Consider the following 23122-nt stretch of genomic DNA (forward strand, 5'->3'; position numbering starts at 1 on the left):
TCACCCCTGTTCGAAACGCACCTGGACCGCCTCGCCGTGGGCGGGGAGGTCCTCGGCCTGCGCCAGGGTGACCACGTGGTGGGCCACCTCCTCCAGCGCCGACTGGGAGTAGGTGACGACGTGGATGCCGCGCAGGAAGGACTGCACCGAGAGTCCACTGCTGTGGCACGCGCAGCCACCCGTCGGAAGCACGTGGTTCGACCCTGCGACGTAGTCACCCAGGCTGACCGGGGAGTGCGGCCCCACGAACACCGCGCCGGCGTTGCGGACCCGTTCGCTGACGGCGGCCGCGTCGACCACCTGGAGCTCGAGGTGCTCGGCGGCGTAGGCGTTGACGACCGCCAGCCCCGCGTCGAGGTCGTCCACGAGCACGATGCCCGACTGGGGCCCGGTGAGCGCCTCGCGGACCCGCTCGGAGTGCTTGGTCGCCGCCACCCGGTCCTCGAGGTCGGCGCGCACGGCGTCGGCCAGGGCCACCGAGTCGGTCACGAGCACCGACGCGGCCTGGGGGTCGTGCTCGGCCTGCGACACGAGGTCGGCCGACACGTGGGCCGGGACCGCCGAGTCGTCGGCGAGGATCGCGATCTCGGTGGGTCCGGCCTCGGAGTCGATCCCGATGACGCCCTTGAGGTAGCGCTTGGCCGCGGCGACGTAGATGTTGCCCGGGCCGGTGACCAGGCTGACCGGCTCACACACGACGGCGACTCCGCTCGCGTCCGAGTCGTCCTCGAAGCCGAAGGCGAAGGCGGCCACCGCCTGGGCGCCGCCCACGGCATACACCTCGTCGACGCCGAGCAACGCACAGGCGGCGAGCACCGTCGGGTGCGGGTAGCCGGTGAACGCCCCGGAGTTGTCTCGCTGCGGCGGGCTGGCCACCGCCAGCGAGCCGACGCCGGCGATCTGGGCCGGTACGACGTTCATGACCACACTGGACGGGTAGACCGCCCGGCCACCGGGCACGTAGAGGCCGACCCGGTCGACGGGCACCCACCGCTCACTGACCTCCCCACCGGGCACGACCGTCGTGGTCGTCGTGGCGCGCCGCTGGTCCTCGTGCACCAGCCGCACCCTGCGGATGGCCTCGTCGAGGGCCGCGCGCACCTGGGGGTCGAGCTGGACCAGCGCGGCCTCGAGCACCTCGGCCGGGACGCGCAGACGGGTCGGGCGGACCCCGTCGAAGCGCTCCCCCAGGTCGTAGAGCGCCTGCGCCCCGCGATGACGGACGTCCTCACAGATCGGGCGCACCGTCTCGACGGCCGCTGCCACGTCGAACTCGGCACGCGGCAGCAGGTGGCGGAGGTCGCGGACGCCGAGCTCCCGTCCGCGCAGGTCGATCGTGGAGAGCATGGCGCAAGTCTAGGTGGGGGGTGCGCCCGACCCCGGAGCGGTCTCAGCCTCCGGGCTCGGCCTCCGACCGACGCGCGTCAGGGACGGTCTGGGGCCTCGGTTCGTCGGGCGCGGTCACGAGGGGCGACGTGGCGGGGCGGTCGGGGCGGTCGCCGTCGCGCACCTCGAGGTCGTCGAGGACGTCGAGCTCGTGGCGCCGGTCGAGCTCGTGGCGCCGGTCGAGCTCATGGCGCGGGTCCAGGTCGTCGCGCGGGTCCAGGTCGTCGCGGGCCTCGAGGTCGTGGACGCCGGGAGGGGCGTCCTCGTCGCCGGTGAAGGTGGCCTCGACGGTGCCCGCGAGCTCGGCCGTCGGCCACCGGGCGGCCAGCAGCACCAGGATGCCGAGGGTCACGACCGCTCCGATGCCCACCGAGGCAGCAGGGGTGGTGCGTTCTGACACCCAACCCGCGAACAGGAAGCACATGCCGGTCACGCCGACGGACAGCGCTCCGGCGAGGCCGAAGACGCGACCCCGCAGGGCGGTGGGCACGAGCAGCGTGAACGCGGACTGCAGGGGCAGCATGTAGCACTGGAGGGCACCGCACGCGAACCACGCGGCCCAGACCACGGGCAGCGGCGGCTCGACGATGGTGACCAAGAGGGGCAGCGGGGTGAGCAGCGCCAGCCGCAGCACGAGCGCGGACTGTCGTTCTGCCGGCAGCCGCCCGATCAGGAGCAGGCCGACCACCGCACCCAGGATGGGCGAGGCCATCAGGAACCCACCCCAGGTCGACGAGGTGCTGTGCTGGGCGGCGTACGGGAGCGCGACCGCCTCCGGCGCGGCGATGGCCAGGGCGCTGGCCAGCGACAGCATGAGCATGTAGGTGAGCACCCGGCTGCGACGGATCTCGCGCCATCCCTCGCCCAGGTCGGAGAGCAGGCTGAGCAGTGGCACGTCCTCGCCGCGGACCACCGACCTGGGGGGCTTGACGACGGTGAGGATCGCAGCTCCCGTGACGAACGTCAGCAGGTTGATGCTCAACGCCTGGAGGTCGCCGAGCATGCTCACGATGGCTCCCCCGAGCGCCAGCCCGATCGCCTGGTTCACCTGTGCCGCAAGGGTGTTCAGTCCGAAGGCGCGGGCGTAGAGACGTGGGTCGGGGAAGATGTCGGTGAGCAGCATCTGGCTCGCCGTGATCGCCGGACCTCCCACGAACTCGAGGACCGCCACCAGGACCAGGACCAGGGCGAGGCTGCGGGTCGTGGCGACCACCACGATCAGCGCGGCGACCAGCACCGCGCGCACCAGGTGGGTGCCCACGAGGCAGGTGCGGGGCGCGATCCGGTCGCAGATCGGCGACAGCAGCCACCGCCCGAGGATGCTCGGCACGAGGGAGACCGCGAACGTGGAGGCCGTCGCGAGAGCCGACCCGGTCCAGCTGAAGACCACGGCGGCGACCGTGACCCGGGCGATGAAGTCACCCCACGTGGAGAGGGTGGCCACCGTGAAGACGGGGAGGAAGACCGGCGTGCGGAGCACCTCGGCGAACGAGGGCACCGCGACGGACTCGTCCCTGCCGCTGGCCATGCGCCCGACCGTACCCTTCTAGGCGGAACCGTAAAAGTTGAACTCTGTCACGGTACGCGCATGACGGGCGGCGCGCCGGTAGGCCTCGGCGAGGTCGGCCCCACTGCCCGGCTCTCCCCCGAGGATCCGGCTGACCCCGTCGGCCACCCGCAGGTCGGACGGCACGCTGTCCACCGGGCGACCCCGGTAGAGGACGGACGCGTTGCGCAGCCGCGAGGCGAACGACCACGCCTCCCGCAGCGCTGCTGCGTGTCCCGGTGAGATCAGCTCGGCGTCCTCGGCGGCGGCGAGCGCGGGCAAGGTGCTGGTCGTCCGCAGGGCCGGCACGTCGTGGGCGTGGCACATCTGGAGGAGCTGCACGGTCCACTCGACGTCGGACAGACCGCCGCGACCGAGCTTGAAGTGGCTCTTGGGGTCGGCCCCGCGCGGGAGCCGTTCGGCCTCCATCCGCGCCTTGAGCGTCCGGATCTCCCGGACCTGCTGGTCGGACAACCCGGACTCCGGCCAGCGCAGCGGGTCGATCAGCTCCACGAAGGTCCGACCCAGCTCGACGTCGCCGGCCAGCGGCGTGGCGCGCAGCAGCGCCTGGGACTCCCAGGTGAGGGACCACCGCTCGTAGTAGGCGCGATAGCTGCCCAGGCTGCGGACCAGCGGACCGTTCTTGCCCTCGGGGCGCAGGTCGGCATCGAGCCCCAGCTGCGGGTCGGGGCCGGCCGAGGAGAGCAGGCGGCGCAGCTCCTGCACGGTCTCGAGGGCCTGCTCCTGTGCCGTCGCCTCATCGGCCCCGTCCAGCGGCTCGTGGACGAAGAGCACGTCGGCGTCGGAGCCGTACGCCATCTCGCGACCGCCGAGCCTGCCCATGCCCACGACCAGGACCCGCGTGACCAGGGGTCCTCGCGTCGCCTCGACCGTCTGGATCGCCACCTGCAGCGCCGTCTCGACGAGGGCTCCCGTCAGGTCGGTCAGGGCGGCGCCGACACCGTCGAGGTCGAGGTCGCCGGACAGGTCGGCCACCGCGACCCGGAACAGCTCCTGCCGCCGGATGCTGCGGGCAGCGCGCACGGCCTTGTCGGGGTCGTCCTGCCGACGCGCCGCCGCCCCCATCCGGCGCTCCAGGTCCTCGCGGGACAAGGGGGTGAGGCCCGCGGCGTCGCCGAGGATCGCCACGGACTCGGGGGCACCGACCAGGAGGTCCGCGGCATACCGGCTCCGCGCGAGCGTGTGCGCGAGCCGCTCCGCCGCTGACCCCTCGTCGCGCAGGAGACGCAGGTACCAGTGCGTGGACCCGAGCTCCTCACTGACCTTGCGGAACGCCAGGAGCCCGCCGTCGGGGTCGGCCTCGTCGGCGAACCACCCGAGCATCACCGGCAGGAGCGTGCGCTGGATCGCGGCTCTGCGGCTCACCCCGGCGGTCAGGACCTCGAGGTGGCGCATCGCCCCGCCCGGGTCGCGGAAGCCGAGCGCGGCCAGCCGTTCCTTGGCCGCCTCCGGCGCGAGCCGCGCGTCGCTGGAGCTGAGCCGGGCCACGGCGGCGAGCAGTGGCCGGTAGAACAACCGCTCGTGGATCCGACGCACCTCGCGGGCGTGCTGCTGCCACTGCGCCACGACGGCCTTGGCCGCGTCGGAGCGGTGGCCGAGGGCGCGCCCCAGGCGGCGCAGCTCGCTGTCAGCCGTCGGCATGAGGTGGGTGCGTCGCAGGCGGAACAGCTGGATGCGGTGCTCCAGGGTGCGCAGGAGGCGGTAGGACGCGTCGAGCATGGCCGCGTCCTCACGGCCGACGTAGCCTCCGCGGGCGAGCGCGTCGAGGGCCTCGAGCGTGGTGCCGGAGCGCAGTGAGTCGTCGGAGCGGCCGTGCACCAGCTGGAGCAGCTGCACGCTGAACTCGACGTCGCGCAGCCCGCCCGGGCCGAGCTTGAGCTGTCTGGCCGCCTCGCCCGCTGGGACGTGCTGCTCGACCCGGCGGCGCATGGCCTGGACGTCCTCGACGAAGTTGTCCCGCGAGGCCGCCTGCCAGACCAGCGGGTTGACGGCTGCGATGTAGGCCGCGCCGAGCTCCCGGTCACCGGCGACCGGACGCGCCTTGAGCAGCGCCTGGAACTCCCAGGTCTTGGCCCACCGCTCGTAGTACGTGCGGTGGCTGGCGATGGTCCGCACCAGCGGACCGTTCTTGCCCTCGGGCCGCAGCGCCGCGTCCACCGGCCAGAGCGTGCCCTGGCCAGTGGAAGTCGAACACGCGCGCATCAGGTGGGTGGCGAGCCCGGTGGCGGCCGCGATGGCGCTCGCCTCGTCGACTCCCTCGCGTGGCTCGGCGACGAAGATCACGTCGACGTCGCTGACGTAGTTGAGCTCGCGTCCCCCGGTCTTGCCCATCCCGATCACCGCGAAGTCGCACAGCTCGGCCTGCTCCCCCACCTCGACGCGGGCGATGGCCAGGGCCGCTTCGAGCGCGGCCTCCGCGAGGTCGGCGAGGGCGGCCGCCGCCTCCGGCAGCGCCTGCTCGGGCGCGCCCGAGGTGAGGTCGAGGGCGGCGATGCCGAGCAGCTGGCGGCGATAGCCGATCCGCAGCGCGTCGTATGCCGTGTGCTCACCCGGGGTGCCGACCGCGGCCACCAGCTCCTCGACACGCTCGGCCGGGGTGCGCGGACGGGCCTGCGCCACGCTGGTCCAGTGCTCCGGGTGCGCCACCAGGTGGTCGGCGAGTGCCGTGGAGGCCCCGAGCACCGCGAGCAGCCGGTCGCGCGCTGGTCCGCGATGGCGTAGGGCGGCGACGAGGCCGGTGACCTGCGCTGCCACCCCCGACTCGTCGTCGCGCCGACGCGGGGCAGACGCTCGCAACGACTCCATCAGCCTGACCAGGCTCAGGAGCGCTAGGTCAGGGTCACCCACCGCCCCGAGCGCATCGGGCAGGCCGTCGCTGAAGACGTCGTCGAGCGGGTCGACCAGGCCGGCCAGCGCGGGATCGGCGAGCAGCTGCACGGCGCGCGGCGGGTCGGCGAAGCCGAGCCGGGCCAGGGTCGCCGTCTGGGAGACGAGGCGGCCGGAGGTCACCGGACCAGCCTAGTTGCTGGCGGGTGGGCGTCTCCCGACGGGCGGGGCAGGGCCAGCCATGCGGCGGTCGCGTCGTCGGGCGCCTCCCAGTCGTCGTCGGGAGCCTCCCAGTCGTCGTCGGGAGCACCCTCGACGTCGCGGAGCCACCGCACCAGCGCAGTCGGTCCGTCGGTCCCGAGCACCATGGCGACCTCGCCCCACCCGGCCCGCCCGTAGGGGTCCACCAGCCGGGCCACCCCGTTGGTCAGCAACCCGACCCCACCCAGGCCCTCGAGCGACGCGGTCTCGACGACGGCCTCGTGGGCGGCGGCCGGGTCGTCCTTGGCGACCCAGAACCCGCCCACCGTGTTCCTCCCGGCCCGGAACTCGGCACGAACCCCTGACAGGGCACGGTCGTGCGCGGCCGAGCCGAGCGGCATACCGGTCAGGGCCCGGAGGCACTCCTGGCGCACCGCCTCCTCGCGCCGGTCGGTGAGCACGTCAGGATCCTGCCCGGGGCGCGCCAGCAGCAGCGTGCAGTCGCCGAGCAGGAGGCAGTCGACGTGGTCAGCCGCGACGCGAGCGACCGCGACGGTGGCCTGCGGACTGCTGGAGTCGGCGACGTCACAGGTGTCCCGGTGCAGCCCGGCAACCTCCTCGATCGCGGCGGCGAGCAGGTCGGTCAGCGGGCGGCCGTGATCCGGAAGACGCCCGAGCAGGGCGCCACCGAGGCGCCGGGTGTACCACGCGACGCCGTGGTGGCAGAGGTGTTCGGCACCGGGGATCCCCGCCCCGTCGAGCACCACAACCGCATCGGCCACGGCTCCGACGAAGTCCTCGTTGACGTGACCCGGGCGTTCGGCATGACCGGCGCTCGTCGCCCAGCTGACCTGCACCAGCCCTCCGTGGACCAGCGGGTCAGAGGCCGGGGAGGTAGCGCTCGAGCTCGAACCGGGTGATCTCCCCGCGGTAGTCGTCCCACTCGGAGCGCTTGTTGCGCAGGAAGAAGTCGAAGACGTGCTCGCCGAGGGTGTCGGCCACGAGCTCGCTCTTCTCCATCACCCGGATCGCCTCGTAGAGCGAGGTCGGGAGCGGCTCGATGCCCATCGCCTGGCGCTCGGCGGAGGTCAGCCCCCACACGTCGTCCTCGGTCTCGGCAGGCAGCTCGTAGTCCTCCTCGATGCCCTTGAGCCCAGCCGACAACATCAACGCGAAGGCGAGGTAGGGATTGCAGGCCGCATCGAGGGTGCGGACCTCGACCCGGCTGCTCTGCCCCTTGGCCGGCTTGTACATCGGGACGCGCACCATCGCCGACCGGTTGTTGTGACCCCAGGTCAGGTGGGCCGGGGCCTCGCCGCCGCCCCAGAGCCGCTTGTAGGAGTTGACCCACTGGTTGGTCACGGCGGTGATCTCGGCGCCGTGGCGGAGCAGTCCGGCGATGAACTGCCGCCCGACCTTGCTCAGCTGGTAGGGAGCGCCGGCCTCGTAGAAGGCGTTGCTGTCGCCGTCGAACAGCGACATGTGCGTGTGCATCCCGGAGCCGGGGTGCTCGGCGAACGGCTTGGGCATGAAGGAGGCGAAGATGCCCTGCTCCAGGGCAACCTCCTTGATGACGGTGCGGAAAGTCATGATGTTGTCGGCCGTCGACAGCGCGTCGGCGTAGCGCAGGTCGATCTCGTTCTGTCCCGGTCCGCCCTCGTGGTGGCTGAACTCGACGGAGATCCCCATCGACTCGAGCATCGTGATCGCGGCGCGGCGGAAGTCGTGCCCGGTGCCGTGGGGCACGTGGTCGAAATAGCCCGCCTGGTCCACCGGCTCGGGGTTCTCGCCCGGCTTGAACCCGGCCTTGAGCAGGTAGAACTCGATCTCGGGGTGGGTGTAGAAGGTGAAGCCCAGGTCGCTCGCCTTGCCGAGGGCCCGCTGCAGCACATGGCGCGGGTCGGCGTGACTCGGTGAGCCGTCGGGCAGGGTGATGTCGCAGAACATGCGGGCGGTCCCCGGGTTGTCACCCCGCCACGGCAGCACTTGGAACGTCGCCGGGTCGGGCTTGGCCAGCATGTCGGCCTCGTAGACACGGGCGAACCCCTCGATGGCCGACCCGTCGAACCCGATCCCCTCGGCGAAGGCGCCCTCCAGCTCGGCGGGGGCGACTGCGACGGACTTGAGGGTCCCGAGCACGTCGGTGAACCACAACCGCACGAAGCGGATGTCGCGTTCCTCGATGGTGCGGAGAACGAACTCCTGCTGACGATCCATGTGTCGATCCTGCCTTAGTCGTGTTTCCCCGGCGTTACGTACCAGGCGAAGTGTCACCGATCCGCGCCACCGGACGGGTGAGGTCCGAGCGAACGGCCTGGAGGAAACCCTTGGCCGGGACGGAACGTGTTCAGCTGCGGTCTCGTCCCCGAGCAGCTACGCGGCCCCGCAGATGGGCTCCGTGCCCGCTCGGGACGAGGTGTCTCCGCGCTGATCGCGGCATGTGAGAGCGTTCCCTCGTGAGCGACTGGCGGGCAGACCGCATCGGTTCGGCCCTGCGCGGGGAGAATCCAGCCGTGATTGGCAGGCTTCCGGAGGCATTCGCGGTGATCGGGGACGTTCAGTGGCTACCCGGGAACTGCGTATTGCTCAGCGACGACCCACACGTCGGAAGCCTGTCCGATCTGTCGCGCGCTCGGCGTCGGGCGTTCCTTGAGTCCATGGCCGATCTCGGTGATGCGGTGGGTCGGGCTTGTCAGGAGTTCGACTCCCAGTTCCGCCGAGTCAATTTAGAGGTTCTGGGGAACACCGATCCCTTCCTCCACGCTCACGTGTGGCCCCGCTATGAGTGGGAGCCACCTGAACTTCTTCGAAAGCCCGTCTGGCTCTACCCCGCAGAGAATTGGTCGGACCCCGCCACCGCCCTTGGACCGGAACACGACCCACTCCGAGCGGCGATCACACGGCATCTCTTCGAGAGCGGCTGACCACAAGCCGCCTTTTAACGCTGACCATGACGTCCGAGCTGCGGCATGTCAGTGCGCTTGTGCGAGCCGCCGAATCTCGGTGATCCTCACGAAGTAGCGTCGCCAGTACGGACCCGCGACCCCGGGCACGTCGTCGAACTTCCAATCACTTTTCCCCAACCTCTCGCGGTCGAGCCCTCGCTTTGCCAACCAGGCGTCGAATGCCGCGTCAGCTTCATCGGCGGGAGCGGGTCCTGCAACGAGATCGAAGAACACCTGTTCTTCATCAAACACGCGGTCGAGCAGGTCCGCGCAGGCGCTGGCCTCCTCGGCGTGGATCTTCAGCGAGTACTCGCCTCCACGCTCCGAGTAAAAGACGACCCAGCCTTCGGGCCGTTGGTCCATGACCATCGCGTCATTCAGATGGGCACCGAACAGGTGGTACGTATCCTCTCTGATGCCGAGCGCGTCTAGGTGGGCAGCTAGCGCGTCGCGGGTTCGCCGCACTGAGTCGGACTGGGTCACGGACCCATGCTCCCACGCACACTCGCCTCGCATCCGCTCATCGGCACGACCGCGCGGATTGCGGCATGAGAGTGCGTTCAGATTGGCCGTTCAGGCGTTGGATTCCGACGATAGGTCTCAGGGAGCGGTGAGGTGCTCGCGGCTGCGCTCTCATCGATCCGCGCCCGCCAGTCGTCCAGCACTCGCCGAAGGTCATCGACATCCAGGAACTGGCCGGGCACGTCCTCTTCATCGAAGTCGTATCGGGCCTCGACCCGCCCATGGTTGAGGCGCAGCAAGGTGATGTTCCCCCAGGTGAAGGGCCGATCCGTTCCCGAGGCAAGCGCACGATCAAGACCGATGGAGGCCACGTCTACCCAGTACGTCGATGGACCGTTTCCTGTCGCTCCGCGTGGTGGCAACGACGAGACGCAGTCGTTGAGCGCCTCGGTGAAGAGTCGCCACTCCGGTCCTAGATCGACATCGACCTGGCCGTCCTTGCGACTAGTGAACTGAGCCTCCATAGGCGGCACTATGTCACCCGCACATCGGCACGAGCGGATCGCGGCAGATGAGCGCGTTGCTAACGTCGGGTCGTGACCGATCGTCCTGAAATCGTCTGCATCTGTGGGTCTGCCAGGTTCATGACCGAGATGCGCGCGGCGAACCGAGAACTGACCTTCACAGGAGTCATCGTCGTCGCCCCCAGCGAGGCGGACGAGTCGCCGACTCCCGAGCAGAAGGCCGTCCTGGACGCTCTTCACCTGCGCAAGATCGACTTGGCCGACCGGGTCTTGATCGTCAACCCGGGCGGGTACGTCGGGGAGTCGACGCGGAGGGAGATCGCCTACGCCAAAGCTGCCGGCAAGCCGGTCACCTTCACCGATTTCCTCTGACGACAAGCGCACACACATCGGCATCAGCGGACGTTTCCCCTACCCTCTCGCCGTGGACGATCTCTGGGTCGGTGGATTTCTGCAACGGTCCGCGCCGGGCCGTGACGGAGGTGGCTGCGTGTGAGCGGACGGGTCGCTTGGGAGGTCCGCCCCCTCTCAAGCGTTGGACCTGTGAACCTTGGCAGCGACGAAGCCACGGCATTGAGGTTGCTTGAAGCCGAGCCCGGTTGGCGAGCGACGCAGCGGTCCGCCCCGCCCGCGCGTCGCCACTCGGTCAAGTACCAGTCCGGCTTGTTCGTGCAAATCGAGCTGGACGACAGCGAGGCCGTCGAAGCAATCGAGGTCTGGTATCCCCATCACGGCGGGCCGCAATTGACGCTCCACCATCTGCCACTCTTCGGCTTGACTGCCAAAGAGGCCAGAGCACAACTGCCCCGGGAGGGATCGCCGATAATTGAGGACGGAAACGGCTTCATTATGCGCGGGTACGAACTCGGCCTCACTGTCGAGGATGGGCGAATCGCTGCCGTCCTCATCGGAGTTCGCGGCTACTACGACTTCCTGGACGACGTGTAGAAGCAGGAGTTCAGTCAGAGGGCGCGCCTCGGGCTCCCGAACGACTGTCGGGCCCACGGTGGCGCCGCGGCCGTCACCGTCGCAGTTCGGCAGAACTGATGCCGACGACGGACTGCCTTCCTGAGTCCGCTCATCGGCACGACCCCGCGAACGGCGGCGTGCGGACGTCTAACTGATGACTATTCACCGTGCACAGAAGGCAGCACTGACAGGATCGACCGCATGAACAATCGTGACGCTCGCGCGTTCGACAAGATCATCGATCGATTGACGGTCGGATTAGAGGATCAGGTAGACGATCGGCACGCGTGGTATGCGGAGACGACAGTGCCCGGGGGCGATGACTGCGACATCTTGGATGTCCTTGTTCAGACAGCCGAGTCGACTTCGATGTTCGCACTCTGGTACGGCGAAGGTCTTCCAAGGTCGTGTGACGACGATGGGTTTGCCGACGTGGCGACGTGCGCGCGGGCGCCTGATGGAAGCCTGATCGCCTCGTACGAGGAGGTGCGAGCCGACGGGGAAGAGGTTCCGTACGAGATCGTTCGGATCCTCGTGGCTTTCCGCGCCGATGGGCTCGTCGTCACACTCAACAGGTATGCCGAGCCCGGACCCGGCACGTCGTTGGAGCCATGGGCCTTCGACTCTCTTCAGGCAATCGCAGTCGCTCCAGCGTGGCGCGCCCACAGTCAGGCCGCCACGGCGCGGGATGACTGACTAGGCAGCGGGCAGGCTGTGGCGCGCCGGTCTGCCACCTCCGCTCGTCGGCATGAGCGGATGTCGTCGAGGCATGGTCACGCCGCTCGGTGGCCGTGGCGGTCGAGGGGGTGGGTGACGTGGGTGCGGCCGTCGGGAGCCGTCCAGGTGCAGACCCCTCGTTCGTCCATCGACACCTGCCAACCGGCATGGTGCTTGAACCCGTGGTGGGTCGCGCACAGCGTCTGCAGGTTGGTGACGGTGGTGGGTCCGTCGGGATGTCGGATGACGTGGTCGAGCTGGCATCGCCTCGCGGCGGTGGCACAGCCGGGGAAGCGACAGGTGCCGTCGCGGGAGCGGACCGCTCGGGCGGTGCGGGCACCGGGGCGGTAGGTGGCGGGGTCCTGCCACCGGACCGCACCGGTGACGGAGTCGCTGCGCGCGAGCCGGATGGTGGTGTCCGGATCGTTGAGCAGCGCGACGACGTCAGCAGGCAGGAGCGACCCCACGGTCGGGACCTCGGTGTGCGCGGAGACGAACCACAGGTCGTCGTAGCCGTGATCGTGCAGCACGCCGTCGTCGAGCTCTGCACAGCCACCGAGGTCGACGAACCCGCCGCTCGTGCCCGACGGCTCGAGGTCCGACGGCTCGAGGTCCGACGGCTCGAGGTCCGACGGTTCGAGGTCCGACGGCTCAGGGCCGGCCGGTTCGGCGAGGCAGTCCGCGGAGACTCCCAGGTCGGTGCGGCTCGCTCCGCCACTCTCGACCGGCGCCACGAGCTCGATGGTGGTGCTGATCGTGGCGTTGGCCTCAACCAGGTCGGCCAGTGCGTCCGCCCGGGCCACACCGATCCGCTGGCCTGGTTCGGCACGGGCGTACTCGGCAGCCAAGGAGTCGACCGCGCCGAAGATGCGCATCGCGACCGGGGTCGGCAGGTCGGCCACGAGCCGGGTCATGCCGGTGCACTCGCCCGGGCGGACGGTGACATCGGCCCGGGCCCGGAACGTTGCGGCGAGGTCGATCGCGGCGTCGGGGGCGCACCGGTCCGCGGCCCGGCGGGCGCGCGATCGCAACGCCGCACACGAGAGGTGCGTGATGCCACCCTCCAGGACGCGGGCCTCGAACTCGTGCAACAGGTCCGCCGGCGCCGCCGCGGACTCGGCCGCGATCGCGTCGACGCGATAGGGCTCCAGGTCACCGGCCCACGCGAGGGCCTGCACCTGCGGCAGCGCGCACACGGTGCGGCGGCCTGGTCGATCCGGGTCGACATGGTCCGCGGCGACACGTGCAGCAACGCCGCGAGCGATCCGGCAGCAAGCGCCTGGCCGGACAGGTGCGGGCGGCGCTGGCCAGTCAACGCAGCATCCGCGGCCTCGGCCTCGATCCGCTCGTCACACCGCCGGACCACGGTCTCCATCGCCGACCGCTGACGCGCCGTGACCGCACTTGCCACGCGCTGCGACGCCAGCACCAACGCCTCCGCCCGCTCGACCGGCAGCTCCGCGATCTCGTCGTCAGACATCATGAAGAGCGCACCGGCGAGCGCGGCCGGGTCTGCCGCCTCCACCGCCGCCACGCTCTCGAACATGACCCCAACCTATCGGCCACCACTGACAGCCCAAGGCGGCCGGCGCCACGCCCAGGCACCCGAAATCAGTTCTCGTCAAAGGCAATTGCGCGCGTTGGAACGACCACGAGCGGCACATCGCTCCCGTCCGACGTGCCCGCACCTCGTGCGCGAAGCTCAGGCCTTGAGGACGGACATGGCGGAGTTGTGACCCGGTATGCCGCTGACTCCCCCGCCACGCCGTGCGCCGGCGCCCGCGATGCGCACCTTGTCGTGCGGGGTCTCGACGCCCCAGGTGCCGACCTCCGCCTCGGTCTCCGCCCAGGGCCACTGCAGCGACCGGTGGAAGATGTTGCCGCCAGGCAGACCGAGGTCGGCCTCGAGCTCGACCGGCGTCCGCGCCTCCAGGCAGTAGTCGCCGGACGGGTCTCGCAACAGGACGTCCTGGATCGGCTCGGCGAGCACCGAGTTGAGCGACTCGAGGGTGCGGGCCAGCGCGAGGTCCTTCACGGCGTCGTGCTCCTCGGCTGTGCCGCGGAACAGCCGGGCCGGCAGGTGCAGGCCGAACAACGTGAGCGTCTGTGCCTCTGTCGCCGCGAGTGAAGGACCGAGGATCGACCGGTCCGACAGGCTGTGGCAGTAGATCTCGCACGGCGGGCGCTGAGGCACCCGCCCGGCCTCGGCGGCGGCATACGCCTCGTCGAGCTGCGCGTAGCCCTCGTTGATGTGGAACGTGCCGGCAAAGGCGGCGGCGGGGTCGACCGACTCGTCGCGCAGCCGCGGGAGGCGCGTCAGCAGCATGTTGACCTTGAGCTGAGCGCCCTCGGGGGCCGACTCGGTCGGCACCGGGTCGGCGCCTGCGGCGGCAAGCAGCGCATTGAGGACGGTGGGAGCGCACGCCGCGTGCACAGTGCCCGCCCGTGCCGAGCCACCCTCCCAGCTCACCCCACCGTCGGGGTCGACCGATACGACCCGGGTCGACGTGCGGATCTCGGCCCCGGCCTTGACGGCGGCGCGAGCCAAGCCGTCGGTGACCGAGCCCATCCCACCGACCGGCACGTCCCAGTCGCCGGTGCCGCCACCGATGAGGTGGTAGAGGAAGCAGACGTTCTGGCGCAGGTCGGCCCCACCCATCCGGGCGAAGGTGCCGATCAGGGCGTCGGTCGCGACGATGCCCCGGACGGTGTCGTCGCCGAACTCCGCCTCCAGCACCTCCCCCAACGGGCGCCGCACCAGCGCCTCCCAGAGCTCGTCGTCACCGACGAGACCGGCCAGCTCGGTCTCGGTGCGCAACGGCTCCAGGACCGTGGGGAAGACCCGCTCGGCCAGGTGCTGCACCCGCGCGTAGAACCGCTGCCACGCGGCATACTCGCTCGAGCCCTCGGTGAGCGCCGCGAAACCCGCAGCGGTCGCCTCGGGGTCGCCGTGGTCCACGAGCAGCCCGCGCGTCGGTCGGGCCGGGACCGGCGTGAACGACGAGAACCGCCGCCGGATGAGCTGCACGTCGAGGTCGAGGTCGGTGATCAGCTCCCTCGGGAGCAGGCTCACGAGGTAGGAGTAGCGCGACAGTCGCGCGTCCACCCCGGCGAACGCCTGCGCCGACACGGCAGCGCCGCCGACGTGGTCGGCCGCCTCCAGCACCAACACCCGCCGCCCCGCGCGCGCGAGGTATGCCGCGGCGGCCAGCCCGTTGTGCCCGGCACCGATGACGACGTCGTCGTAGTCCACTCGCCGATCCTAGGTGTCGGGTGGTGCGCACGGGCACCCGCCCGCCACCTCCGAGGACGTGGGAAGGCGGCGATCGTGACGCGGCACGGCTACCGGGGCGAATTCTCCTCGCCGTCGACCTCGTGGTGGTCGCCCGTGGCGTCGAGCCCGGCGGAGGCCGGCGCCTCGGTGTCGGCTTGGGCGGCCGCGCCCGTGCCCCGGTCGGCGGGCGGGAGGTCGTCGGCGTCGGTCAGCTCGGGGATGTCGGGGTCGATCTCCTCGTAGCGCCGGTGCAGCTCATCGGCATCCGGCTCGAGGCCGATGTCCTCCAGCTCGGCCGCGACGGCCGCGACCACCGCCTCCGGGGACTGTCCCGCAGTCTTGGCCTCACCCCGCAGCTGGGCCGCCACGACCTCGTGGCGCTGCTCGTCGGTCAGCTCGCCCTGCGAGCTGCTCTGGGCGACCTCGAAGCTGTCTGACATCAGTCCTCCATCGGTGTCGTCGGACCCGGTCGTGTCGGGCCCGAGGAATGTCGCCGCAGGTCGGCGGCCTGCTCCGAGTCTGTCGCGACACCGCGGATCGCACCACCGGTGGACAGGAGCAAGGCCCCGGAATCGATGGATTCCGGGGCCCTGCTGCCTTGTTTCGTGCTGACCAGTTGGTGCTGATCAGGTCATCCGACTCACTTGTCGAAGCGGACCTTCAGCAGCATGTCCTGGGCGTTGTTGGAGGTCTCGACCACCGTGATCTTGGTGCCCGAACCCGCCACCTGGACGGAGTTCTGCGGGTTGTCCGCGGTCCAGTACTTCTTCTTGTCCAGGTCGTAGAAGGTCGGGATGGCCTTCGACGACGGGACCTTGGTGGCGACACCGTTCAGGTGGAACGTGACCGCGTCGGTCCGCTCCTGGCCGAAGGTGGCGTCGAACGGCTGGCGCCGGTTGCCGAGCAGGGTCCCGTTCGGGAACTTGATCGGCAGGTAGCGCGCGTCCACCGGGAGCACCTGGCCGTGACCGGGGTGCGCCGACGTGTTGTTGTCGCCGTACTGCCCGTCCACGTAGGTGACCAGGAGGCCGTTCTGGTACGGGAAGCGCTCCACCCAGTCAGGACGGGTGTTGGCCCAACCGAAGTTGTACGGGCCGGTCTGGAGCGTCTTGTCGTAGCCGCTGTAGACCCGGTTCTCGGCGAGGTAGTAGTGCTGCACGACCTCGCTGGTCGAACCGCCGAAGCGCTTGAAGCCACCAGCAGCGGTCCAGCCGTTGGTGCCGTCCTCGACCGAGTCGGTCAGGACGTTGACACCGTCGGCCGTGATGGCGATGTCATCGAGGAACGGGCCCTCGAAGTGCAGGCCACCATCGGTCTGGTAGCGGAACCGGAACTGGATGTTCTTGCCGGCCCACGGCGTGAGGTCCCAGGACTTCTGGGCCCACGGGGTGAGGGCGGCGTTGCCGGTCGGGCCGTCGATCAGGCTGCCGACCTGCGCCCAGGTGGACCCACCATCGGTGGAGGCCTCGGCGTAGAGGGCGTCGTAGTCCTCCTCGATGTTGTACTGCAGCCACGCCGAGATCGACGCCGACGTCTTGCCGGTCAGGTCGATGCCGCGGGTCAGGGTGGAGTTGAGCCCGTCAGCCGAGCCACCCCACCACTCGAACGAGCCACCGTGCGGCTTGTTGTAGTTGGTCGTGACCGTCTTGTTGGGCAGGTTGACCAGAAGGGCCTGGGGCAGCAGCTTGCTGTCCCGGTCGGCCGGGCCGATCTTGACGTCACGGTCGAAGCCGTAGTTGACCTGCTGGTAGTCCAGCCAGCCGAGCTGCAGCTTCTCCCACGCGCCCATGTTGCCGGGCGTGGTGCCGATCGAGTCCTTGCCGCGGTTCAGCCAGGAGCCACCGGACATCAGCGTCCAGAAGCCGGTGCCGTTGTCGCCACCCGCGGTGTCGTACAGGTCCGGGAGACCGAGGTCGTGACCGAACTCGTGGGCGAACACACCCAGGCCACCGTTCTCGGGCTCGGTGGTGTAGTCACCGATCCACATGCCGGAGTCGCCGAGCGGCACACCGCCGGCCTTGTTGTTGGCCGGGCCGGTCTTGCCCTGGTTGTTCGAGTAGGCGTACCAGCGGTGCGACCAGATGGCGTCCTCGCCCTGGGCACCGCCACCGGCCTCCTCGCCCTCACCGGCGTGGATCGCCTGGAAGTGGTCGATGTAGCCGTCGGGCTCGTTGAAGTTGCCGTCGCCGTCGTAGTCGTAGCGGTCGATCTTGTCGAACTGCGCGAGGTACGTCTTGATCTCGGCGTCGGTCTTGCCGGCGGCCTTCTGCGAGTTGTACCAAGCAGTCGCGGTGTCGGCGATGAAGGGCCAGTAGCCCGCGGCGTCGCTCTGCTTGTTGCTGCCGTAGGCGGCCTCGTTGTAGGGGACCTTCACCCAGTCGGAGACGTCACCCTTGGCGAGGAACCGGCCGTTCGACAGCTTGGTGTAGAAGTCCTTGAAGGACTCACCCTCGCCGAACATCATGTCCTTGTAGTGCTGGGTGTTGAAGTCGCTCGTCCAGTAGGTCGAGTTGTCGTCCGTCTTGCTGCCGTCCCAGTTGCGGTCGGGCTTCGGGATCTGGTTGTGCACCGGGCCGGCCGTGCCACCGGTGGCCGGCTTGGTCTGCGTGCCGAAGTCGGCGAGGACTGTGAAGATGTCCTCCTCGCGGTCCACCGGCCAGGACACGTACTTGTCCTTCGCGGCAGCGGTGCCCCGCTTGGCGCTCTTGTTCCCCTTCATCTTGATGACGCGCTCGCCACCCCGGGTCTCGGTGGTCGCCTCGCCCTTGATGAGCTTGTTGATGGCTTCCTTGCGCAGCTCGCGCTGGGCGTCGCCGAGGGGGTTGGGCAGGTCATGGTCCCGATTGGTGTAGCTCGGGTCCTTGGCCACGACCGGAGCAGGTTTTGCCTGCGCCGGGACGGAGCCAATACTCAGGGCGACGGCCGCAACCGCCACGCCGGAGAGAACGCTCATGTGACGTCTCTTCACAAATCCTCCAGGTGAATTTCTCCGTGGTCCCTTCGGACACACAAGGGCGACTGAAACATGGTTGCGCTAGCAGACCAATGCTTCGTGGTTAAGAACTTGGTAAAGAAACGACCAAACGGACGATGTCCATCGTCGTCACCGCACGCAGACCGCAGGATCGACGCGAAACCGGGCCAATGCCCGGCAAGGCCGGAACTGTCCGACTCGCCCCGTCTGGCCGGAATGGAAGTGCACCGACCGGACACCACGGGCCGGCCACGACCTCGTCGACACGTCGATACAGTCCTCCCATGAGCGAGCAGCCCACCGCCTCCCCCTCGGACCCTGCCGCGTCGTCGGCCGCCACGACCGAGGTCACCGCGCCCTACGGCACCGGGGCGCAGGCCGCCCCCCAGCGCCGGGTCAGGATCCCGCACCTCCAGGCCATGAAGGCCAAGGGCGAGAAGTGGGCCATGCTCACGGCCTACGACATGTACTCCGCCGAGATCTTCGACGAGGCCGGCATCCCCGTCCTCCTCGTCGGCGACTCGGCCGGCAACAACGTCTACGGGTTCGAGACCACCGTGCCGGTCACCGTCGACCACCTTGTGCCCCTGGTGCGGGCGGTCACCTCGGCTGCGCGGCACGCCATGGTCGTCGCCGACCTGCCGTTCGGGTCCTACCAGGCCAGCCCCCAGCAGGCCCTGGCCACCGCCACCCGGATGATGAAGGAAGGGCTGGCCCACGCGGTCAAGCTGGAGGGGGGCAAGCCGATGGTGCCGGAGGTCGAGCTGCTGGTCCGGGCCGGCATCCCGGTGATGGGACACATCGGCTTCACCCCGCAGAGCGAGCACGTCCTCGGTGGCTACCGCGTGCAGGGTCGCGGCGACTCCGGCGACCGGCTCGTCGAGGACGCCATCGCCCTCGAGAAGGCCGGTTGCTTCGCGGTCGTCATGGAGATGGTCCCGGCGCCGCTGGCCGCCCGGGTCACCGAGGTGCTGTCGATCCCGACCATCGGCATCGGCGCCGGTCCCGACTGCGACGCCCAGGTCCTCGTGTGGCAGGACATGGCCGGCCTGCGTGGCGGCAAGGCACCGCGCTTCGTGAAGAAGTACGCCGACCTCCGGGGCGAGCTCGGCCGGGCAGCCGCCGCGTATGCCGCCGACGTCGCCTCCGGCTCGTTCCCGACCCAGGAGAACTCCTTCCTCGAGTGACGCCGGCGGCCCGGAAGGTCGTCCACCTGCACGACCCGCTGCGCGCCGTCGAGCCGCTAACGTCCCCCGGTGGGCCCTCACCCTGGCCCGGCCCCGACCCCAGGAGGACACCCGTGCCCCAGCGCCGTCGCACCATCGCTCTCGCCACCGTCACCGCCGCCTGCACCGCCGTCGCGCTGGCCGCCGCCACGCCGGCCGCAGCCACCAAGCCGGGCAGCGGGAGCTCTACCGGCACCGGCTCGGTGTTCATGGTCAACCCGGTGCAGTCCTCCGGGGACCAGTCGCTCACCGACCAGAAGGACTCCGACGCGGCCGTCCCCGCCAGCGCGTACGCGACCGTCCCGTTGCGGAACCTCGATGGTTCCGGCTACCTGCGCGGGTCGTGGGTGAACGTCCGATCTGCTACGGGCACACCGGCATTCAGCACCACCAACACGTTCAAGTACACCCGCCACCAGGACCAGTTCGAGCAGGTGATGGCCTACTTCTGGGTCAACCAGGCGCAGGAGTACATCCAGTCGCTCGGCTTCGGCTCGACCTTGCCCGGCATCGTCAAGCAGCCCTTCGACGTCAAGATCGACCAGTACGGCGGCGACAACTCCTACCAGACCGACAAGCCCTACCGGATCCGGCTCGGCAAGGGTGGGGTCGACGACGCCGAGGACGCCGAGGTGATCGTCCACGAGTACGGCCACGCCGTGCACGCGTCGCAGGTCCCCGGGTACGGCAGCAGCCTCGATGCCGGCTCCATCGGTGAGTCGTTCGGCGACTACCTCGCCGTGTCGGTCGGCCTGGCTGCGGCCGGGCAGTACGGCTGGCCGGTCAAGGCCGAGCAGGCGTGCCCGATGGACTGGGACTCCACCTCCTACACGGACGCCCCGCACTGCATCCGGCGCTTCGACACCGGCATGACGGTGGCGACGCGCGAGGGTGAGGTGCACGCCGACGGGCAGATCTGGAGCCAGGCGCTCTGGGAGATCCGGCTGGGCTACGTCGCCATGGGCAAGACCACGAAGGCCTGGGACACCACCCTCATCGACGCGCAGTTCCGGTTCGCCCCCGACACGTCCTTCTCGGCCGCGGCCAAGGCGACCTACGACACCGCGCTGGCTCGCGACGGCGCGGCTGCGGCAGCTCTCGTCAAGGCCAAGTTCGAGGCGCGCGGCATCACCTTCTAGGGCGGGCAGCTCCGGTGTTCGGAGGATCCACCGGCCCCGGGGCCGCTGGATCCTCCGAACACCCCTGAACGCGGCGCGACGCCGCGGCATACGGTGGGGCCATGACCCTGCGCATCGGCTACAAGGCCTCGGCCGAACAGTTCGCCCCCCGTGAGCTCCTCGACTTCGGCGTGCTGGCCGAGGAGGTCGGGCTCGACAGCGTGCTGGTCTCCGACCACTTCCAGCCGTGGCGGCACCACGGTGGCCACGCGCCGTTCTCGCTGGCCTGGCTGGCTGCCCTGGGCGAGCGCACCGAGCGCGTCCAGATCGGCACCTCGGTGATGACGCCGACCTTCCGCTACAACCCAGCCGTGGTGGCCCAGGCCTTCGGCACGCTCGGCTCGCTCTACCCCGAGCGGGTCATGCTCGGCATCGGCAGTGGCGAGGCCCTCAACGAGGTCGTCGTGGGCTCGGTCGACCAGTGGCCCGAGTTCAAGGAGCGCTTCGCCCGGCTCCGCGAGGCCGTCACGCTGATGCGTCGGCTGTGGACCGAGGAGCGGGTGACCTTCGAGGGCGACTACTACCGCACCGTCGACGCCACCGTCTACGACCGTCCCGAGCACCCGGTCCCCGTCTACGTCGCCGCCGGCGGCCCTCTGGTGGCCCGGTATGCCGGGCGGTCCGGTGACGGCTTCATCTGCACTTCGGGCAAGGGTGAGGAGCTCTACCGCGACAAGCTGCTGCCGGCCGTGGACGAGGGGCTGGCGAAGTCCGGTCGCACCAGGGACGACCTCGACCGGATGATCGAGGTCAAGCTCTCGTGGGACCCCGACCGCGAGCAGGCCGTGGCGAACTGCCGCTTCTGGGCAGCCCTGTCGCTCACCGCCGAGCAGAAGCACGGCACCAGCGACCCCCTCGAGATGGAACGGCTCGGAGACGACCTGTCCGACGAACAGGTGGCATCGCGGTGGATCGTGACCGACGACCCGGAGGAAGTCGTCGCGGCGGTGCGGCCGTACGTCGACCTCGGCTTCAACCACCTGGTCTTCCACGGGCCGGGCCACGACCAGACAAGGTTCTTGACCAGCTTCGCCGAGCGGGTCCTGCCGGGGCTCCGCGAGCTGGGCTGACCGAGCGGGTTCCCCTGCGCCCGAACGGAATCTACGCTGGGAGGGTGACTGACATGGAGCCCCGCACGCGCTGGTCGGAAGTGTCGGGCGGACCGGGTGCCGCCACGGCATACCAGCGCCGCTTCGACGACCTGGCCGCAGCCGGGATGGACATCCACGGCGAGGCGGCGTTCGTGGCCGCGCTCGTGGCACCGCCCGTCCGCGTGCTCGACGCGGGGTGCGGCACGGGCCGGGTCGCCACCCAGCTCACCGCACTCGGCTACCACTGCGTCGGGGTCGACGCCGACGCCGACATGATCGCCGTGGCCGAACAGCGTGACCCGGCGACCACGTGGGTGCGCCAGGACCTCAGCCGGCTCCAGCTGCGGTCGCAGGCCTTCGAGCTCGCCGTCCTGGCCGGCAACGTCATCCCGTTGCTGGCCCCGGGCACCCTGCTCGCGGCGGTGCAGCGGCTCGTGGCACACCTGCAGCCCGGTGGCCTCGTGGTGGCCGGCTTCGGGCTCGACAGCGCCCACCTGCCGCAGGGCTGTCCCGTCACCCCGCTCGAGGACTACGACCGGGCGTGCGAGGTGGCCGGACTGACCCTCGTGCGGCGGCACGGCACCTGGGACCGCGAGCCGTGGCGCCCGGACTCGGGATACGCCGTCTCGGTGCACCGCTGGGCCGGTTGAGGCGGCTCAGTCCTCTGAACGGCCCTCCTCCCAGGCCTTGTCCTCGGCGTCCCACTTCTCGGTGCGCTCGCGCGCGGTCTGGAGCGCGTTGGACGCCTCCTCCTGCGAGTCGTAGGGACCCATCAGGTCGTCACTCTGGCTCTTGTTGTCGTCGCTCTCGACCTGACCGCTGCTGACGTTGTACCAGTAGGCCATGGGGTGCCCTCCAACTCGACGGATCTGCGTACGTCCCTAGACTCCACCGTATGCCCTCGACGTACGCAAGCGTGGCCCCCGGCGTGGTCTCCCCACGCCGTCCGGTGCCCGCCTCGATCGAGCGCCCCGAGTACGTCGACAAGCCCGGACCGGCTCGGGACACCGGCTCCGAGGTCAAGGACGCCGAGACCATCGAGCGGATGCGCGTGGCGGGACGGATCGCCGCCCAGGCGATGGCCGCAGCGGCTGCGGTGATCGCCCCGGGCGTGACGACCGACGAGGTCGACCGGGTGGGGCACGAGTTCCTGCTCGACCACGGCGCCTACCCGTCCACGTTGGGCTACAAGGGTTTCCCGAAGTCACTCTGCACCTCGGTCAACGAGGTCGTCTGCCACGGCATCCCCGACGACCGCCGCCTCGAGGACGGCGACATCGTCAACATCGACATCACCGCCTTCATCGGTGGGGTGCACGGCGACACCGATGCCACCTACCTCTGCGGCAACGTGGACGAGGAGTCCCGGCTGCTCGTCGACCGGACCCGCGAGGCGATGCTGCGCGGCATCAAGGCTGCCGTCCCGGGCCGCGAGGTCAACATCATCGGCCGGGTCATCCAGAGCTACGCGCGACGGTTCGGCTACGGCGTCGTCCGCGACTTCACCGGGCACGGGATCGGCCGCACCTTCCACAGCGGCCTGGTCATCCCCCACTACGACGCCGCGCCCTCCTACAACACCGTGATCGAGCCGGGCATGACGTTCACCATCGAGCCCATGCTCAACCTCGGCACCCCGGACTGGGAGATGTGGGACGACGGCTGGACCGTCGTCACCGCTGACCGGCGCCGGTCCGCACAGTTCGAGCACACCATCCTCATCACCGAGACCGGCAACGAGATCCTCACGCTGGCATAGCCGCGCAACCCAGGAAGGCAGAT

Annotated in this window: 20 protein-coding genes; 8 read left to right on the forward strand and 12 right to left on the reverse strand. The window is 70.0% G+C overall.

Going from position 1 to position 23122, the window contains the following annotated elements; genetic code table 11:
* From hisD to BLQ34_RS18715, 7 genes are all read right to left on the reverse strand, one after another.
* A complete protein-coding gene (hisD, locus tag BLQ34_RS06795) occupies positions 1-1347 on the reverse strand; it encodes a histidinol dehydrogenase (RefSeq protein WP_091783224.1) in 1347 nt (448 codons plus the stop codon).
* 43 nt (positions 1348-1390) lie between these two features.
* Positions 1391-2914, reverse strand: coding sequence for an MFS transporter (locus BLQ34_RS06800; protein ID WP_091783227.1), 1524 nt, complete (start codon positions 2912-2914; stop codon positions 1391-1393).
* 18 nt (positions 2915-2932) lie between these two features.
* Positions 2933-5962, reverse strand: a complete 3030-nt coding sequence (locus tag BLQ34_RS06805; protein WP_091783229.1) for a bifunctional [glutamine synthetase] adenylyltransferase/[glutamine synthetase]-adenylyl-L-tyrosine phosphorylase — start codon at positions 5960-5962, stop codon at positions 2933-2935.
* A complete protein-coding gene (locus tag BLQ34_RS06810; protein WP_091783232.1) occupies positions 5959-6837 on the reverse strand; it encodes a protein phosphatase 2C domain-containing protein in 879 nt (292 codons plus the stop codon). Before BLQ34_RS06810 ends, BLQ34_RS06805 begins: the two co-directional genes overlap by 4 nt.
* Before the next feature lie 22 nt (positions 6838-6859).
* Positions 6860-8197, reverse strand: coding sequence for a type I glutamate--ammonia ligase (gene glnA / locus BLQ34_RS06815; RefSeq protein WP_091783235.1), 1338 nt, complete (start codon positions 8195-8197; stop codon positions 6860-6862).
* 755 nt (positions 8198-8952) lie between these two features.
* Positions 8953-9408 (reverse strand): hypothetical protein, encoded by a 456-nt coding sequence (locus tag BLQ34_RS06825; protein ID WP_157692927.1) that lies wholly within the window; start codon positions 9406-9408, stop codon positions 8953-8955.
* 77 nt (positions 9409-9485) lie between these two features.
* Positions 9486-9911, reverse strand: coding sequence for a hypothetical protein (locus BLQ34_RS18715; protein WP_157692928.1), 426 nt, complete (start codon positions 9909-9911; stop codon positions 9486-9488).
* Positions 9912-9983: 72 nt separating this feature from the next.
* On the opposite strand from BLQ34_RS18715, the gene BLQ34_RS06830 reads away from it, so the two are divergent.
* The 3 genes from BLQ34_RS06830 (at position 9984) to BLQ34_RS06840 (ending at position 11576) form a co-directional block, all read left to right on the forward strand.
* A complete protein-coding gene (locus BLQ34_RS06830; protein WP_091783243.1) occupies positions 9984-10283 on the forward strand; it encodes a type 1 periplasmic-binding domain-containing protein in 300 nt (99 codons plus the stop codon).
* A 171-nt stretch (positions 10284-10454) separates the two neighbouring features.
* Complete coding sequence (locus tag BLQ34_RS06835; RefSeq protein ID WP_091783246.1) at positions 10455-10859, forward strand: hypothetical protein; 405 nt, start codon at positions 10455-10457, stop codon at positions 10857-10859.
* A 222-nt stretch (positions 10860-11081) separates the two neighbouring features.
* Positions 11082-11576 carry a hypothetical protein gene (locus tag BLQ34_RS06840; protein ID WP_091783249.1) on the forward strand — a complete coding sequence of 165 codons (495 nt, stop codon included), beginning with the start codon at positions 11082-11084 and terminating at the stop codon, positions 11574-11576.
* A gap of 77 nt (positions 11577-11653) precedes the next feature.
* On the opposite strand, the gene BLQ34_RS06845 is transcribed toward BLQ34_RS06840, so the two are convergent.
* The 4 genes from BLQ34_RS06845 to BLQ34_RS06860 all read right to left on the reverse strand — a co-directional run bounded on the left by BLQ34_RS06845 (position 11654) and on the right by BLQ34_RS06860 (position 17824).
* Entirely contained in the window at positions 11654-12793 is a 1140-nt protein-coding gene (locus tag BLQ34_RS06845; protein WP_091783252.1) for an HNH endonuclease signature motif containing protein, read from the reverse strand.
* Positions 12794-13299: 506 nt separating this feature from the next.
* Entirely contained in the window at positions 13300-14850 is a 1551-nt protein-coding gene (locus BLQ34_RS06850) for a phytoene desaturase family protein (protein WP_091783255.1), read from the reverse strand.
* 89 nt (positions 14851-14939) lie between these two features.
* On the reverse strand, positions 14940-15311 hold the full coding sequence (locus BLQ34_RS06855) for a hypothetical protein (protein WP_091783258.1): 372 nt from the start codon (positions 15309-15311) through the stop codon (positions 14940-14942).
* Positions 15312-15511: 200 nt separating this feature from the next.
* Positions 15512-17824: an immune inhibitor A domain-containing protein gene (locus tag BLQ34_RS06860; RefSeq protein WP_091783277.1), complete on the reverse strand. Its 2313-nt coding sequence runs from the start codon at positions 17822-17824 to the stop codon at positions 15512-15514.
* A 305-nt stretch (positions 17825-18129) separates the two neighbouring features.
* Here BLQ34_RS06860 and panB point away from each other — a divergent pair, with 305 nt between their 5' ends.
* The 4 genes from panB (at position 18130) to BLQ34_RS06880 (ending at position 21990) form a co-directional block, all read left to right on the forward strand.
* Positions 18130-19032 carry a 3-methyl-2-oxobutanoate hydroxymethyltransferase gene (panB, locus tag BLQ34_RS06865; RefSeq protein ID WP_091783280.1) on the forward strand — a complete coding sequence of 301 codons (903 nt, stop codon included), beginning with the start codon at positions 18130-18132 and terminating at the stop codon, positions 19030-19032.
* A 113-nt stretch (positions 19033-19145) separates the two neighbouring features.
* The gene (locus tag BLQ34_RS06870; protein ID WP_091783283.1) at positions 19146-20210 is read left to right on the forward strand and encodes a M36 family metallopeptidase; all 1065 of its coding nucleotides are present in this window, start codon (positions 19146-19148) and stop codon (positions 20208-20210) included.
* A gap of 101 nt (positions 20211-20311) precedes the next feature.
* On the forward strand, positions 20312-21319 hold the full coding sequence (gene fgd, locus BLQ34_RS06875; RefSeq protein ID WP_091783284.1) for a glucose-6-phosphate dehydrogenase (coenzyme-F420): 1008 nt from the start codon (positions 20312-20314) through the stop codon (positions 21317-21319).
* Between the two features lie 53 nt (positions 21320-21372).
* Positions 21373-21990 carry a class I SAM-dependent methyltransferase gene (locus BLQ34_RS06880; RefSeq protein ID WP_091783287.1) on the forward strand — a complete coding sequence of 206 codons (618 nt, stop codon included), beginning with the start codon at positions 21373-21375 and terminating at the stop codon, positions 21988-21990.
* Positions 21991-21996: 6 nt separating this feature from the next.
* On the opposite strand, the gene BLQ34_RS06885 is transcribed toward BLQ34_RS06880, so the two are convergent.
* Positions 21997-22185 carry a methionine aminopeptidase gene (locus BLQ34_RS06885; RefSeq protein WP_091783289.1) on the reverse strand — a complete coding sequence of 63 codons (189 nt, stop codon included), beginning with the start codon at positions 22183-22185 and terminating at the stop codon, positions 21997-21999.
* Between the two features lie 50 nt (positions 22186-22235).
* Between BLQ34_RS06885 and map the strand changes: the two genes are divergently transcribed.
* Positions 22236-23099 (forward strand): type I methionyl aminopeptidase, encoded by an 864-nt coding sequence (gene map, locus BLQ34_RS06890; RefSeq protein ID WP_091783292.1) that lies wholly within the window; start codon positions 22236-22238, stop codon positions 23097-23099.
* Positions 23100-23122 lie beyond the last annotated feature (23 nt).

It is taken from the genome of Pedococcus dokdonensis, assembly GCF_900104525.1.
GTDB classification, from domain to species: domain Bacteria; phylum Actinomycetota; class Actinomycetes; order Actinomycetales; family Dermatophilaceae; genus Pedococcus; species Pedococcus dokdonensis.

Bases quoted from the DNA above. Each gene is read 5' to 3' on its own strand.
- hisD (WP_091783224.1), bottom strand. From the start codon at position 1,347: ATGCTCTCCACGATCGACCTGCGCGGACGGGAGCTCGGCGTCCGCGAC.
- BLQ34_RS06800 (WP_091783227.1), bottom strand. From the start codon at position 2,914: ATGGCCAGCGGCAGGGACGAGTCCGTCGCGGTGCCCTCGTTCGCCGAG.
- glnA (WP_091783235.1), bottom strand. From the start codon at position 8,197: ATGGATCGTCAGCAGGAGTTCGTTCTCCGCACCATCGAGGAACGCGAC.
- BLQ34_RS18715 (WP_157692928.1), bottom strand. From the start codon at position 9,911: ATGGAGGCTCAGTTCACTAGTCGCAAGGACGGCCAGGTCGATGTCGAT.
- BLQ34_RS06840 (WP_091783249.1), top strand. From the start codon at position 11,082: ATGAACAATCGTGACGCTCGCGCGTTCGACAAGATCATCGATCGATTG.
- BLQ34_RS06855 (WP_091783258.1), bottom strand. From the start codon at position 15,311: ATGTCAGACAGCTTCGAGGTCGCCCAGAGCAGCTCGCAGGGCGAGCTG.
- BLQ34_RS06860 (WP_091783277.1), bottom strand. From the start codon at position 17,824: ATGAGCGTTCTCTCCGGCGTGGCGGTTGCGGCCGTCGCCCTGAGTATT.
- panB (WP_091783280.1), top strand. From the start codon at position 18,130: ATGAGCGAGCAGCCCACCGCCTCCCCCTCGGACCCTGCCGCGTCGTCG.
- fgd (WP_091783284.1), top strand. From the start codon at position 20,312: ATGACCCTGCGCATCGGCTACAAGGCCTCGGCCGAACAGTTCGCCCCC.
- BLQ34_RS06880 (WP_091783287.1), top strand. From the start codon at position 21,373: ATGGAGCCCCGCACGCGCTGGTCGGAAGTGTCGGGCGGACCGGGTGCC.
- BLQ34_RS06885 (WP_091783289.1), bottom strand. From the start codon at position 22,185: ATGGCCTACTGGTACAACGTCAGCAGCGGTCAGGTCGAGAGCGACGAC.
- map (WP_091783292.1), top strand. From the start codon at position 22,236: ATGCCCTCGACGTACGCAAGCGTGGCCCCCGGCGTGGTCTCCCCACGC.